Consider the following 13,090-nt stretch of genomic DNA (forward strand, 5'->3'; position numbering starts at 1 on the left):
GAATGGTGTAGCAGTGGGGATGGCGGCCGTATGAGCTTTTCTAGGAAATGGTTGGCGCTTGGTGCTGTGATTGTGCTCGCTGTTGTTGGCTACTACGGATGGAAAGAGTTGCGCCCACATGGCCTGCCAGAAGGAATCGCTGGCGGCAATGGTCGCATTGAAGCCACCGAAATTGATGTTTCCACAAAGGCAGCCGGTCGGGTGCGGGATGTTTTGGTGCGCGAGGGAGATTTCGTGCAGGCCGGGCAAACCCTTGCGGTGATGGATACCGATCAGTTACAGGCGCAAAAGCGCCAGGCTGAAGCGCAGCTGCAGCAGGCTTTGATTGCTGTGGAAACAGCCCGCAATCAGGTTACACAACGAACGGCCGAGCAAGCTGCTTCTACTGCGGTTGTGGCTCAACGTGAGGCGGAGCGAGATGCCGCTGACAAGCGTCTCAAAAGATCTGAGCAGCTTATTATTCGCGACAATATCTCCCAGCAAGTGCTTGATGATGACCGTGCTCGTGCGCTCGGTGCTGCGGCTGCGGTTGAGGCCGCTAAAGCGCAGCTTGCTGCGACCAATGCCGCAATTGGTGCAGCAGAATCTCAGGTTATCGGTGCGGGGGCAGCTGTTGATGCTGCGAAAGCAACAATCGAACGGATTGAAGCTGATATCGCGGATAGCGTGCTGACTTCTCCGCGCGATGGACGGGTGCAGTTCCGCGTGGCGCAACCGGGTGAGGTACTTGCAGCCGGGGGACGGGTGCTGAATCTTGTCGATCTCAGCGATGTTTACATGACCTTCTTCCTGCCCACAGCGCAAGCCGGGAAATTGGCGCTTGGGGCTGATGCACGCATCGTGCTGGATGCGGCGCCTCAATATGTCATTCCTGCCAGGATATCGTTTGTTTCGGATGTGGCCCAGTTCACGCCAAAGACTGTCGAGACGGCGGTCGAGCGTGAAAAGCTGATGTTCCGTATACGCGCCCAGATTCCACCGGAATTGCTGCGCCAGTACATCACGCATGTCAAAACCGGCTTGCCGGGCATGGCTTATGTGCAGCTGCATCCCGATGCTCAATGGCCTGAGAACCTGCAGAAGACGGTTGCCGATCAATGATCGCGCCCAATCAACCTGTCAGCTCACCATCAGGTTCATCGGTTGTATCTGCCAAGGGCGTCAGCCTCAGCTATGGCAAGACGCGCGCGTTGGAGAATGTCGATCTCGACATTCCCGCAGGCGTGATGGTGGGCTTGATTGGTCCTGATGGTGTTGGCAAATCGAGTTTTCTATCGCTGGTGGCAGGCGCGCGCGTTGTGCAGGCGGGGCAGGTGATGGTGTTAGGTGGCGATATTGCCAATGAACGTCATCGCAATATCACTTGTCCGAGAATTGCTTATATGCCGCAGGGGCTTGGGAAAAACCTTTATCCCACGCTCTCGGTTTTTGAGAATATTGACTTCTTTGGCCGCCTGTTTGGTCACGATAAAAAAGAGCGTGAGGCGCGCATCGCCCAATTATTAGGCCGCACGGGTCTTGCGCCTTTCACAGATCGCCCTGCGGGCAAGTTATCTGGCGGCATGAAGCAGAAACTTGGGCTGTGCTGCGCGCTTATTCATGATCCGGATTTGCTGATCCTTGATGAACCGACAACCGGTGTTGATCCACTCTCACGGCGGCAGTTCTGGGATCTGATTGACGATATCCGGCGCGAACGTCCGCAAATGAGCGTGATCGTCGCTACAGCTTATATGGAAGAGGCTGCACGTTTCGATTGGCTGGTGGCCATGGATGCAGGGCGAGTGCTTGCCACGGGCACACCTGCCGACATGCTGACACGCACCGGTGCCCAGACACTGGATGATGCCTTCATTGCGCTATTGCCGGAAGAGATCCGCAACGCGCATCACAAGGTAGAACTGCGACCGCGTGTTGAGCATCCCAATGAAACGCCCGCTATCGAAGCCGAAGGGCTGACCATGCGTTTTGGCGATTTCGTTGCGGTTGATAACGTGAGTTTTCGCATTCCCAAAGGTGAGATTTTCGGCTTCCTGGGCTCCAACGGTTGCGGCAAAACCACCACGATGAAGATGCTCACCGGTTTGTTGCCCGCAACCGAGGGTACGGCACGGCTGTTTGGGCAGATTGTCGATCCCAAGGATATCAGCGTGCGCCAACGCGTGGGATACATGTCGCAGGCGTTCTCGCTTTATATTGAGCTAACTGTGCGCCAGAACCTCGATCTGCATGCGCGCTTGTTTCATTTACCACCGGAAACCATTCCCGCGCGTATAGCCGAGATGGCAAATCGCTTCGACCTGACAGAGGTTATGGACGTGCTGCCAGATGCATTGCCGCTAGGTATACGGCAGCGATTGTCACTGGCGGTGGCGCTCATCCATGGGCCGGAAATTCTCATTCTGGACGAGCCAACATCAGGTGTTGATCCCGTGGCGCGTGACGCGTTGTGGCAATCGCTCATTGATCTGGCGCGTAATGATGAGGTAACGATTTTTATCTCCACTCACTTCATGAATGAAGCTGAGCGCTGCGATCGCATATCACTGATGCATGCCGGCAAAGTGCTGGTGAGTGATACGCCTGCGGGCATTGTCGAAAAACGCGGCGCAGCGAGTCTGGAAGACGCGTTTATCGCTTATCTGGAAGAGGCGGGTGCCGGGACAGTTGCGCCACCCCCCACTGCCACAGTGGCGGCTGAGGTTACTGCAGCCTCTTCCATAACGCCGGAGGCGGAACAGCATCAGGCATCCCGGTTTTTCGATGTGCGCCGCATGATGAGTTATGCCCGGCTTGAAGGGCTGGAACTGCAACGTGATCCCATTCGTGCGACCTTGGCGTTGCTGGGCAGCGTCATCTTGATGTTCATCATTGGCTACGGCATCAGCATGGATGTTGAGGATCTGACGTTTGCGGTTCTGGACAATGATCAGACGTCAATTAGTCGCAGCTATACGCTTGATATTGCCGGTTCACGATATTTTACAGAAAAAGCGCCGATCCTTGATTATGCGGACCTTGATCGGCGCATGCGATCCGGTGATATCACGCTTGCGATAGAGATTCCGCCGGGCTTCGGGCGTGATGTCATGCGTGGCAAGCACGTGGAAATTGGTGTCTGGTTTGATGGCGCCATGCCACAACGAGCCGAGACGATCCGTGGTTATATCCAGGGGGTGCATCAACGCTGGTTGAGTGAGAAGATTGCGCTTCTGGCTGGGCCGAGCGCTGCGCAAGGCTTGTTCAACGTTGAAATTCGCTATCGTTATAACCCCGATGTTGAAAGCCTGCCGGCCATTGTCCCGGCTGTGATCCCCATTTTGCTGCTGCTGATCCCGGCCATGCTGACCGCTCTTAGCGTGGTGCGGGAGAAGGAGCTTGGGTCGATTGTGAACCTCTACGTCACGCCAACGACCCGGCTTGAGTTTCTTCTGGGCAAGCAGATTCCTTATGTGATGCTGGCGATGCTGAATTTTCTGCTGCTGGTGTTGCTTGCCATCTTTGTGTTTGGCGTGCCGGTGAAAGGATCGTTCCTGACGTTGCTGCTGGGGGCGTTTTTGTATGTGATCGCCTCTACCGGCATGGGATTGCTGATTTCAGCATTCATGAACAGTCAGATTGCCGCCATCTTCGGTACCGCGATTTTGACGATTGTGCCTGCTGTTCAGTTCTCGGGTCTCACGGATCCGGTGTCGTCGCTTGAGGGCGTTGGGGCGTTTGTCGGGCGTATCTATCCGACTGCGCATTTCATCACAATTGCGCGCGGCACCTTCTCTAAATCGCTGGACTTCGGAGATCTTCATGCCTCCTTCTGGCCGCTGCTGATCGCTGGGCCTGTTTTGATTGGCCTTGGTGCTATGCTCTTGAAGAAGCAGGCAAGCTGATGCGCATCTCCAACATTTTCCAATTGGGCATCAAAGAATTGCGCGGCCTTCTGCGTGATCCGGTGCTGTTGGTTCTCATCGTTTATGCTTTCACTGTGTCGATCTATAGCGCCGCGACAGCTATGCCGGAGACGTTGAACAAGGCTCCGATTGCAATTGTGGATGAAGATCGCTCTCCGCTTTCGCAGCGTATCATCTCCGCGTTCTATTCGCCGCTGTTCGTCACCCCGGAGATCATAACGCAGGACGAAATGGACCAGCGGATGGACGCTGGTAACGACACGTTCGCGCTCAATATTCCACCGAATTTCCAACGCGATCTGCTGGCTGGTCGACAGCCGGTCATCCAGTTGAATGTCGATGCTACCCGCATGTCGCAGGCGTTTTCTGGTAGCGGCTATGTGCAGACGATCGTTACTGCTGAGGTCAACGAGTTTGCTGCTCGCTATCGTGCGAAATCCGATTTGCCAGTCAATCTCGCCTTACGCGCGCGCTTCAATCCGGAGCTAAGCAAGATCTGGTTTGGCGCAGTGGTCAACATCATCAACAATGTCACGATGTTGTCGATTATCCTCACCGGCACAGCTCTGATCCGTGAGCGTGAGCATGGTACGGTAGAGCATCTGCTTGTGATGCCAATTACACCGTTTGAAATCATGGTGAGCAAGGTATGGTCGATGGCGCTTGTGGTGCTGCTGGCGACCACATTTTCGCTGATTGTTGTGGTGCAAGGTTTTCTCGGCGTGCCGATTGAAGGGTCTGTACCTTTATTCCTTGTCGGAACGGCGCTGCATCTATTTGCAACGACATCGCTTGGCATCTTTCTGGCGACGCTTGCCGGTTCCATGCCGCAGTTCGGCATGTTGCTGATACTTGTGCTGTTGCCGCTGGATATCTTATCCGGCGGAGTCACCCCACGGGAAAGTATGCCCGAATTCATTCAGATGATTATGCAATTGGCACCAACAACGCACTTCGTGACTTTGGCTCAAGCCATTCTCTACCGTGGTGCATCAATCAATGTCGTGTGGCCGCAGTTTCTGGCACTCGTAGCGATTGGCGCGGGGCTCTTTACGTTTGCATTGGGAAGGTTCCGCCAATCATTGAAATAAGGGTAGCGCTGGCAGGGCCGCTCTTGTGCTTGATGATGTATGGGTATATACCCGCATCATGGCTGACGCGTGCTATTGCATTTTGATGCGTAAGGCATCCCGGAAGATGTCCTCGCTTTATGACGAGGCATTGTCGCCGCTTGGAATTAACGTGGCGCAGTTCAGCCTCATGCGGACGGTGCAAAAGAGGGCACCGGTTTCGCTGACAGATCTTGCCCGTTATCTGGAGCTTGATCGCTCGACGGTTGGGCGTAATGCCAAGGTGCTGGAACGACGGGGATTGATCCAGAACACACGGGGCGAGGATCAACGTGAAGCATTGCTATCGATAACGCCAGCAGGTGAGCGCCTGTTAGACAGCGGTGTGCCCCTTTGGGATAGCGTGCAGGCGCGTATCGGCAAGCGGTTTTCTGCGACAGAGGGAGCGCTTCAGGCGCTGATTGACGAGCTATAACGGCAAAAGCATCGCATTTTATGGGTTTGTGCAGACAGCATCAGGGCAGGGAACTCAATGATCGCAAACCGTCTCTCTGCCTATCTGGCATTGCGAAACATCCATTATGGCTGGGTTGTTGCCGTAACGACTTTTCTGACCATGCTGGCGACAGCGGGCGCGATGGGTTCTGCAGGTGTCATGATCGCACCTTTGCAGCAGGAATTTGGGTGGGACATTGCTGATATCTCTTTTGCCATGGCAGTGCGGCTTGTGCTGTTTGGTTTGCTGGGGCCATTCGCTGCTGCGTTTATGAACCACTTTGGTGTGCGCAAGGTGGTGATCTGTGCGCTGACGCTTATTCTCATGGGCGTTCTTGGCGCGACTCTCATGCGTGAGCTGTGGCAGCTTATTCTTTGGTGGGGCGTCGTGGTTGGTGTTGGCACCGGTATGACGGCGCTGGTATTAGGCGCGACGGTTGCAACGCGCTGGTTCTCGCAACGCCGGGGGCTTGTCGTTGGTTTGATGACGGCCAGCAATGCCACGGGCCAGCTTGTATTCCTGCCACTGCTTGCTGCGCTCACTGAGGCGTGGGGATGGCGGGCTGCGTTGGCGTTTGTGCTTATCATCATCACGGTCGCGATGGCGCTTGTCGCGTTGCTGATGAGCGATTATCCCTCAGATCTTGGCTTGCCGGTTTATGGCGAGACTGAAATCACACCTCGGCCTTCTATGAGTGGGAGAGGATTGGGGGACATGATGCTGTCGCCACTGGTAGCCCTTCGGGAGGCCTCAAAGAGCGGCACATTCTGGGTGTTGTTTGGTACGTTCTTTGTTTGCGGATTAAGCACCAACGGCCTTATTCAGACGCATTGGATCTCGATCTGCGGTGATTTCGGCATGGCACCTGTTGCCGCTGCTGGCATGCTTGCGATGATCGGCATATTCGATTTCGCCGGCACCATTTTCGCGGGTTGGCTGTCTGATCGTTATGATAACCGCTGGTTGCTGTTCTGGTTCTATGGGCTGCGCGGTCTCTCGCTGATCTTTCTGTCGTATTCAGGGTTTAGCTTTTACGAGCTGTCGCTGTTTGCAATTTTTTACGGCCTGGATTGGGTGGCAACTGTTCCGCCGACCGTGCGCCTTGCAGCGGAGCGCTTTGGGCGTGAGCGGGCAAATCTGTTCTTTGGCTGGATATTCGCAGGCCACCAGATTGGTGCAGCGACAGCAGCATGGGGAACAGGGACATTGCGCGATGATCTGGCAACCTACATGCCCGCGTTACAAATCGCAGGCTTCATGTGCCTCATTGCGGCGCTCTCTGTGCTCACCATGCGTCGTTCAGGGCGGCCTGCTGTTCGTGCGCTTGCTTGAGAGCGCCCTTATATCTGTATGAGGCTTGCAGAAAAGCGCTTCCAGTTCTCGATATAGTGCGCGGAAGATTTGCGCAGGTTGGCGATTGTCTCTTCATCCAGGCTTTTGACCACCCGCGCCGGTGAGCCGACGATCAATGAGCCCTCAGGGAACTCCTTGCCTTCGGTAATGAGAGCGCCTGCACCGACCAATGAATTTGCGCCAATCCGTGCGCCATTCAGCACTGTTGCACCCATGCCAATCAGGCAGTTATCGCCAATTGTACAACCATGCACGATTGCACTATGACCGATTGTGCAGCCTTCACCGATGGTAAGTGGCTGTCCGGCATCCGAGTGAAGAACGGCATTATCCTGAATGTTTGTGCCCGCACCCACCTGCAAGGGCTCATTGTCGCCACGTAGCACAGCGCCAAACCACACGCCGACATCCTTACCCAGGATCACGCGGCCAATTACAGAGGCTGTAGGGGCAATCCAGAACTGTTCTTCAGGCGGAAGGGTTGGTACAGCTTCGCCCAACTTGTAAATAGGCATGATGTGCTCCTCAAGCTGGAATGCTGTATCTCATTGTTCTGATAGTCAGCTTACCCAAGAAAAGTGCACATTTTTGATGATGGCGCAATAACAGGCGCCTTTTCAGCAGCATCTTTGATGGTTTTTTAGAGAGTGGGATTGAGAGGAAGATTCTGTCTCGCAATGGGGCCGAGAGTTCAAGCTATCGATAAAAAACAATTTTTATTTGTAGAATAATTTTGCTTTTGATCAAAAGTTCAGCTGTTGCTGAGCCATGGGAAAAAGTGGGTTGCTGGCCAGCGCCTCGCAGAACCGATCAGGCTGTCATAAGAAAGAACATCATCACCCGGCCACACATAATGCTCCAGATCATCGCAGTGATGCAGACGAGAAGCACTGATATGTGCCGAGGTCCGTAGACTGCGCATGCGCGATATGCATTGCGTGTGAGAATGTATGGTGCGGAAAATACCAGCAAAGGCATGCACACCATGAGCGTGACGCCTTTCGCAAACATAAGGCCGAAGTTGGCCGGGCGGCCAGTGAGATATTCGAAGCTGTTACAAACGAGGCCAGCAAATGAAAATCCGAGAACCAGCGCCTGAAGTGTGAAATTTGACATTTGTGTCCACTTCCATGAAGACCAGATGTACAATAACGTTATATAACATCTTCATCAACATAAACAAGTTAAATGGTCAAATTAACGTTCAGGCGTATCTAGAATGTATCACAACCATAGGGTGCTTATTCGTTTTAAAGCTTTTTTCCGAATTGTATCACCCTATGATAACGATCAATCAAACGATTGAGGTGTCTTACTAGAGAATTATTCCTCGTCTTCAAGATCAGTATCAAGTATAGCCATCTGGAAGCTATAAGATTTATCGCCGTCTTCGTCGTCGAGAAACAGAACGCCAATAAATTCGTCACCAATGTAAACTTCTGCCGAGTCGATTTTTTTAGGGCGTGCGGTAACGCGGATTGAATGGTTGGCAAACGTACGGCGCAGGTACTGCTCGACTTTGCTAATTTCTTTTTTGTCCATGACTGGAAAGCCTCTTGTTTGGAATGCTTCTGTTGAGCTCTAGAGCAGTTTGCGTTCATTTGAGTAATCAAATTGAACGCAAGTTGCGGTGAAATATAGAAATCAGAACGTCAGGCGCTCTAAAATCATTTCCGCCCGGCCACGTCCTTAATGGATGCGACCAGGCGGAAAAATCTCTGTGTTTGATAGTGCGCACTGAAGGCGGCTGCAACCGCTTTTGTGCGACAATTCAAAGTTGCATTATTTGTCCGGCAATTCCCTCAGGATTTGATCCATACTGCGGGCCGGCTCTGCGCAATCTGCAGTGCCGATGACTTTTGCCGGAACGCCTGCAACCGTTGTGCGACTCGGCACGGAGTGCAGTACGACAGATCCGGCAGCGATTCGTGCGCATTCCCCAATTTCGATGTTACCCAGGATTTTGGCGCCCGCACCAATCAGCACGCCGCTACCAATCTTTGGATGCCGGTCGCCGCGCTCTTTGCCGGTGCCACCAAGTGTCACCTCCTGCAAGATTGACACGTTATCGCCAACGACCGCAGTCGCGCCCATGACAAAGCCTGTGGCGTGATCGAGAAAGATGCCGCGCCCGAACTGGGCAGCTGGATTGATATCGGTTTGGAAAACTTCGGACGAACGACTTTGCAGATGCAGGGCAAAGTCCCGCCGCCCTTGTTGCCATAGCCAATGGGCGAGACGGTGGGTGACCAGCGCGTGGTAACCCTTGAAATAGAGCACAGGCTCAATCAGGCGGGAGCAGGCTGGATCACGATCAAGCACGGCGAGTAAGTCTGCACGGATTGTCGTGCTCAGTGAGGGATCGTCCGCAAAAGCTGATAAAAACCCTTGCGTGATAAGCTCACCCGGTAGCGTTGCATGGCCCAGACGCTGGCCGATCTTGAACGCAAGGACAGCCTCAAATGTATCGTGGTTAAGGATCGAGCCAGCGATAATACCGCCCAGATAAGGTTCGCTGCGAATGATGGCTTCGGCTTCCCGGCGCAGGCGCAGCAGTATGGGGTCGGCGTGGGTCACGTTTACCTCAGAGGGCGTGCTGGGAGAAAGCTGTTCAGATATCATTTGGGGGACTCCCGAAAGTCCAGTCAGAGGCAACAATTGCGTGATGGATGCCATCAAGCCTGTCAACTGCAATACGATAAGGCGGAATTGTGTGCCATTTTCATGATGTTCTCCGCACTTTCTCTCACTGTCATTACGGGTGCCAAGCTGTTTGAAAGAATGAGGCCAAGCCTCAACCGGCAACCGTATTGAAATCAGTTACCCCACAGATATGGGGCGTCGGGCACAGACGTCCAGATTAAGCACTTACCTAGGGGGGGCTTATGCTACCTTGAACTTCTTATAGAGAAAAACTGTCATGAGCGCTATTGCTGATCGCGCACGGCTGGTTTGATAAGATATCTTCCTAACAGATTGCAGTAGATCGTGTTATTCCAACAAGGCGGTTGTGATTATATCTTTTGAGGCTATGCAATTATTGCATTGTGCATCTGTGAAATCATGAGCCTGCCTGCATCTGGCCAAAGGCCAGCAGGAGGCCTGTCATGGCGATCAAAGCGCTTGCCAATACCTCAAGCACCGCGAGCGCGCGTGTGCCGGTGCGGGTGTTTGTGCCTGCTAGTTTTGCAGCGAAACGCTTGGCGAAGACGGCCAGACTTGCGAGTACACCAACTGTGATGAAAGTACCAACTGCCATTGCAAACACTGCAGCAATGCCAGCCGCGAGAAGCCCCTGGGTGAGCGCAAACACCAGCACGATAATGGCGCCGGAGCAGGGGCGCAGGCCTGCTGAGAGCGCAACCATCGCCATTTCCCGCAGGCTGCCTAGTTTATTGAGCTCTTCGGGCAGGAGAAGGTGCGCGCAGCCATCGCCGGTGCAGGAGGGATGCTGGCATGCCAGCACGGAATCTTCAGGATTAACCTCGTCCGCCCGGAAACGTCCTGAGGCTGTCGCTTGTGTTGGTTGAAATGCCAGGCCGGAAAAAAGCGTGCTATCTATTGTGATGGTTTGCGCAGGTGCGTCCGGCTGCTTGGCTGAGAGGGCTGTGAGCTTTCCAGCCTTGCGCCAAAGCATGATGAAGCCAACGAGCGCCACGAGCGCGAAACTCGCTTGCTCGACGATTTGGGCGGTTGTGTTGATCGTATGCGTTGTGGCGTTAAACAGAGCTGCAAGTACCCCAACGATGGCAATAGCAGAAACTGCTTGCAGTAGCGAGGAGGCCAACGCAAGCCCAAGTCCGCGTTTGAGCGAGCGACGGCTGTCAGCCACAAGATAACCAGCGATTACCGCCTTGCCATGACCAGGGCCTGCAGCATGGAACACACCGTAAGCGAAACTGAGAGCAATCAATGTCCAAATGGCGGAAGCGCTTTGCGCAAAGCCTTGCAGCACGCTGATCATGCGCGCATAAAAAGCGGATTGAATGGCCAGGATCGTGCTGCCAAGCCCGGCGGGGTCAAACGTTTTTTCCTGCAGGCCTGCGCTAAATGGATGGCGTGGCGATGGCGCGGCAGTTGGCGTTGCCCACCACATGGAAACCAGCGCGAATACACCCGCAATAGCCGCTAGTGCTGCGACTGCGATCAGCACGCGCACCAGAATGGCACTTAAGGCGGGGCTGCGCTGTGCATCCACGCGAAATGTATCAGTCATTGAGTGGGCATTCCGTGGGTGTTGAACGATTTCATGGGCATGCGACGATGGCACGGGTGGCAAAATCTTGCCCGAAGCTGGAGGCGGTGGTCAACGCATTGAAAAACGCTTCTGACAGCTCCTCCTGTTCGTTGAAGTTCTGCTGCTTCGGTCGGGTGATTGTAACGGCGCATTTGCTGGGCGTGCCAACCACATTAACGGCATCCTGTTCGGGTGCAAAGACGAAGGATACAAAATAGGTCGGATCATAGACCTCTAGCGCAAGTGTGCGATTAGCCTGAGCTGGCAGATCTACCGGCAAGGTGAAATGCAGTGTCAGCGCATCGTCTTTTAATGTGATTGAAGGCTCTATCGGGTTAGTGAAGGCAAGTGCCTTGCCATTGGCCTTGGCTTTGGTGAAATAGTCGAATTCATGCAGGTTTTCGACATTCAAGCGCGCCAGATCAGCGAGTTCTTCAGCGTTTATGGTGCCGTCCGGATTGGTCGCGAGCCCTTGTATCGCATATTTTGAATAAGCGGGGTCGAAGGTCCAGCTGTGGCGAATGGCTGTGAGCTTGTTCGCTTCAAACACAAGCTGTGACCGTGCTGTTACCCACACATGAGGATGCGCAAAGGCTGCCTGTGTCGAAAAGAGCAGCGCAATGCACCACATGGCGGCCAGCAGTGGTTTCAGGTGCTTATGCATCAATTCCAGACCCATTCCATGTAGCATTATGGCCATGTCGAGGCCCAGTACCGGCCATGTGCATCGTGACGCACCTTATGACACCGTTATAGGCGTTGTATATGGGGCGAAATTTTGCTGTAAGTGAGGGAGAGGGGCAAGAAATATCAGGTGATGCGCCGGATTATTCTTCGCCAAGAGTCATATCGGATATCACCATCAGCTTGCAGCTCTGATTACAGCAAGACCGGTTGATGGGCGGGGGGAAGTTATGCGCACCATAGGTATGGAATTATCCATGTTATTCCTGAAACACCACGCCACTCCGTGCGACCAAAGACAGGCCTATGGTCCGGTTCGTCGTATCATAGCTGCGCTCGCGCTTTCGTGCATGCTACCACTTACAGCTGGTGCAGCTGAGCTGAAGGCGATTGCTATCATGGCGCCCGAGGCCGCAACCGATTTCGGCTGGAATCAACAGGGTGTCACGGCTGCGCGTGCGGCTGGCAAACAAGCTGGCGTTGAGGTGATGGTGGCGGAAAACCTCGGCTACGATGACGTGCGGCCCGTGATGCGGGAGCTTATTGAGGATGGTGCCGGCCTGCTGATCGCGCATGCAAGCGGCTATAATACGGCTGCGCCCGAGATCGGCGCAGAACTTGGCGTGCCCGTTGCCATCACGGATCGGCCTGAGGCCCGGGTGCCTGGCAAGGTGGCTGATTACACGGCAAGTGGCCACGAGGGGGCCTATCTGGCCGGACGTCTCGCAGCCAAGCTTACACGCACTGGTACGCTTGGGATCGTGACTTCCGGAGAGCCTCCGGGCTGGAATGCGCAATCTGTGGCATTTGCGCAAGGTGCGCGGGCCGAAAAGCCAAACATCATCATTCGCTATGCTGTGATCGGCCCCGCTGCCTATAGCGACGCTGCAGGTGCGCGCCGCGTGACGGAAACTGTCATTGCAGCTGGTGCCGATATCATTCTGGGGCAGGGCAATGGCTCAAGCTTCGGCATGCTTGCGGCCATTGAGGCCACCAAGGCTGTAGATGGTGGCAAGGCATATTTTATCGATGTGATTGGTGACAAAACGCCAATCGATAAGGGGCATCTGCTGTCCTCCGTCATCTGGAATCTGGAACCGGTATTTTCGGCGATGATTGCTGATGTCAAAGCAGGAACCTATGGCGAGAAAAACTATGGTATCCAATTGGCAGATAACTCTGTTTCGCTGCTGAAAACCCCGCATATTCCTGAAAAAGTATGGCAGGAGGTTGCGGCTATTCGTCAGGATATCATCGACGGTAAAATCACACTGACGCCATCCTTCGATGCGCAAAGCGTGCATCGTCTGGTGAATACGACCACCTCCACCCCGTAGGATTGCAG

General features: G+C 54.2%; 12 protein-coding genes. 6 read left to right on the forward strand and 6 right to left on the reverse strand.

The window, feature by feature from the left end:
* The first annotated feature begins 30 nt into the window (after positions 1-30).
* Genes VRZ32_RS06670 through VRZ32_RS06690 form a run of 5 tightly spaced genes read left to right on the forward strand, consistent with a single transcriptional unit; the run spans position 31 to position 6,803 of the window.
* Positions 31-1,101, forward strand: a complete 1,071-nt coding sequence (locus VRZ32_RS06670) for an HlyD family secretion protein (RefSeq protein ID WP_414524888.1) — start codon at positions 31-33, stop codon at positions 1,099-1,101.
* On the forward strand, positions 1,098-3,884 hold the full coding sequence (gene rbbA / locus VRZ32_RS06675) for a ribosome-associated ATPase/putative transporter RbbA (protein ID WP_414524889.1): 2,787 nt from the start codon (positions 1,098-1,100) through the stop codon (positions 3,882-3,884). The genes VRZ32_RS06670 and rbbA overlap by 4 nt, the downstream gene beginning before the upstream one ends.
* Positions 3,884-4,996 carry an ABC transporter permease gene (locus tag VRZ32_RS06680; protein WP_414524890.1) on the forward strand — a complete coding sequence of 371 codons (1,113 nt, stop codon included), beginning with the start codon at positions 3,884-3,886 and terminating at the stop codon, positions 4,994-4,996. The genes rbbA and VRZ32_RS06680 overlap by 1 nt, the downstream gene beginning before the upstream one ends.
* 55 nt (positions 4,997-5,051) lie before the next feature.
* Entirely contained in the window at positions 5,052-5,450 is a 399-nt protein-coding gene (locus VRZ32_RS06685; RefSeq protein WP_414525069.1) for a MarR family winged helix-turn-helix transcriptional regulator, read from the forward strand.
* Between the two features lie 57 nt (positions 5,451-5,507).
* Entirely contained in the window at positions 5,508-6,803 is a 1,296-nt protein-coding gene (locus tag VRZ32_RS06690) for an MFS transporter (protein WP_414524891.1), read from the forward strand.
* A gap of 8 nt (positions 6,804-6,811) precedes the next feature.
* Here VRZ32_RS06690 and VRZ32_RS06695 read toward each other — a convergent pair whose 3' ends face one another.
* The 6 genes from VRZ32_RS06695 to VRZ32_RS06720 form a co-directional block, all read right to left on the reverse strand.
* Positions 6,812-7,339 (reverse strand): gamma carbonic anhydrase family protein, encoded by a 528-nt coding sequence (locus VRZ32_RS06695; protein WP_414524892.1) that lies wholly within the window; start codon positions 7,337-7,339, stop codon positions 6,812-6,814.
* A 295-nt stretch (positions 7,340-7,634) separates the two neighbouring features.
* Positions 7,635-7,940 carry a DUF6949 family protein gene (locus VRZ32_RS06700; RefSeq protein WP_414524893.1) on the reverse strand — a complete coding sequence of 102 codons (306 nt, stop codon included), beginning with the start codon at positions 7,938-7,940 and terminating at the stop codon, positions 7,635-7,637.
* A gap of 207 nt (positions 7,941-8,147) precedes the next feature.
* Complete coding sequence (locus VRZ32_RS06705) at positions 8,148-8,366, reverse strand: DUF3126 family protein (protein ID WP_414524894.1); 219 nt, start codon at positions 8,364-8,366, stop codon at positions 8,148-8,150.
* Positions 8,367-8,606: 240 nt separating this feature from the next.
* Complete coding sequence (gene cysE, locus VRZ32_RS06710; protein WP_414524895.1) at positions 8,607-9,446, reverse strand: serine O-acetyltransferase; 840 nt, start codon at positions 9,444-9,446, stop codon at positions 8,607-8,609.
* Between the two features lie 439 nt (positions 9,447-9,885).
* Positions 9,886-11,040: a nickel/cobalt transporter gene (locus VRZ32_RS06715; RefSeq protein ID WP_414524896.1), complete on the reverse strand. Its 1,155-nt coding sequence runs from the start codon at positions 11,038-11,040 to the stop codon at positions 9,886-9,888.
* Between the two features lie 31 nt (positions 11,041-11,071).
* Positions 11,072-11,725 (reverse strand): DUF1007 family protein, encoded by a 654-nt coding sequence (locus VRZ32_RS06720; protein ID WP_414524897.1) that lies wholly within the window; start codon positions 11,723-11,725, stop codon positions 11,072-11,074.
* 250 nt (positions 11,726-11,975) lie between these two features.
* Between VRZ32_RS06720 and VRZ32_RS06725 the strand changes: the two genes are divergently transcribed.
* Positions 11,976-13,082: a putative B6 ABC transporter substrate-binding protein gene (locus tag VRZ32_RS06725; protein ID WP_414524898.1), complete on the forward strand. Its 1,107-nt coding sequence runs from the start codon at positions 11,976-11,978 to the stop codon at positions 13,080-13,082.
* Positions 13,083-13,090 lie beyond the last annotated feature (8 nt).

The sequence above is a fragment of the Pseudochelatococcus sp. G4_1912 genome (assembly GCF_047501465.1).
GTDB lineage: Bacteria > Pseudomonadota > Alphaproteobacteria > Rhizobiales > Beijerinckiaceae > Pseudochelatococcus.

Bases quoted from the DNA above. Each gene is read 5' to 3' on its own strand.
- VRZ32_RS06670 (WP_414524888.1), top strand. From the start codon at position 31: ATGAGCTTTTCTAGGAAATGGTTGGCGCTTGGTGCTGTGATTGTGCTC.
- rbbA (WP_414524889.1), top strand. From the start codon at position 1,098: ATGATCGCGCCCAATCAACCTGTCAGCTCACCATCAGGTTCATCGGTT.
- VRZ32_RS06680 (WP_414524890.1), top strand. From the start codon at position 3,884: ATGCGCATCTCCAACATTTTCCAATTGGGCATCAAAGAATTGCGCGGC.
- VRZ32_RS06690 (WP_414524891.1), top strand. From the start codon at position 5,508: ATGATCGCAAACCGTCTCTCTGCCTATCTGGCATTGCGAAACATCCAT.
- VRZ32_RS06695 (WP_414524892.1), bottom strand. From the start codon at position 7,339: ATGCCTATTTACAAGTTGGGCGAAGCTGTACCAACCCTTCCGCCTGAA.
- VRZ32_RS06700 (WP_414524893.1), bottom strand. From the start codon at position 7,940: ATGTCAAATTTCACACTTCAGGCGCTGGTTCTCGGATTTTCATTTGCT.
- VRZ32_RS06705 (WP_414524894.1), bottom strand. From the start codon at position 8,366: ATGGACAAAAAAGAAATTAGCAAAGTCGAGCAGTACCTGCGCCGTACG.
- cysE (WP_414524895.1), bottom strand. From the start codon at position 9,446: ATGATATCTGAACAGCTTTCTCCCAGCACGCCCTCTGAGGTAAACGTG.
- VRZ32_RS06715 (WP_414524896.1), bottom strand. From the start codon at position 11,040: ATGACTGATACATTTCGCGTGGATGCACAGCGCAGCCCCGCCTTAAGT.
- VRZ32_RS06720 (WP_414524897.1), bottom strand. From the start codon at position 11,725: ATGCATAAGCACCTGAAACCACTGCTGGCCGCCATGTGGTGCATTGCG.
- VRZ32_RS06725 (WP_414524898.1), top strand. From the start codon at position 11,976: ATGCGCACCATAGGTATGGAATTATCCATGTTATTCCTGAAACACCAC.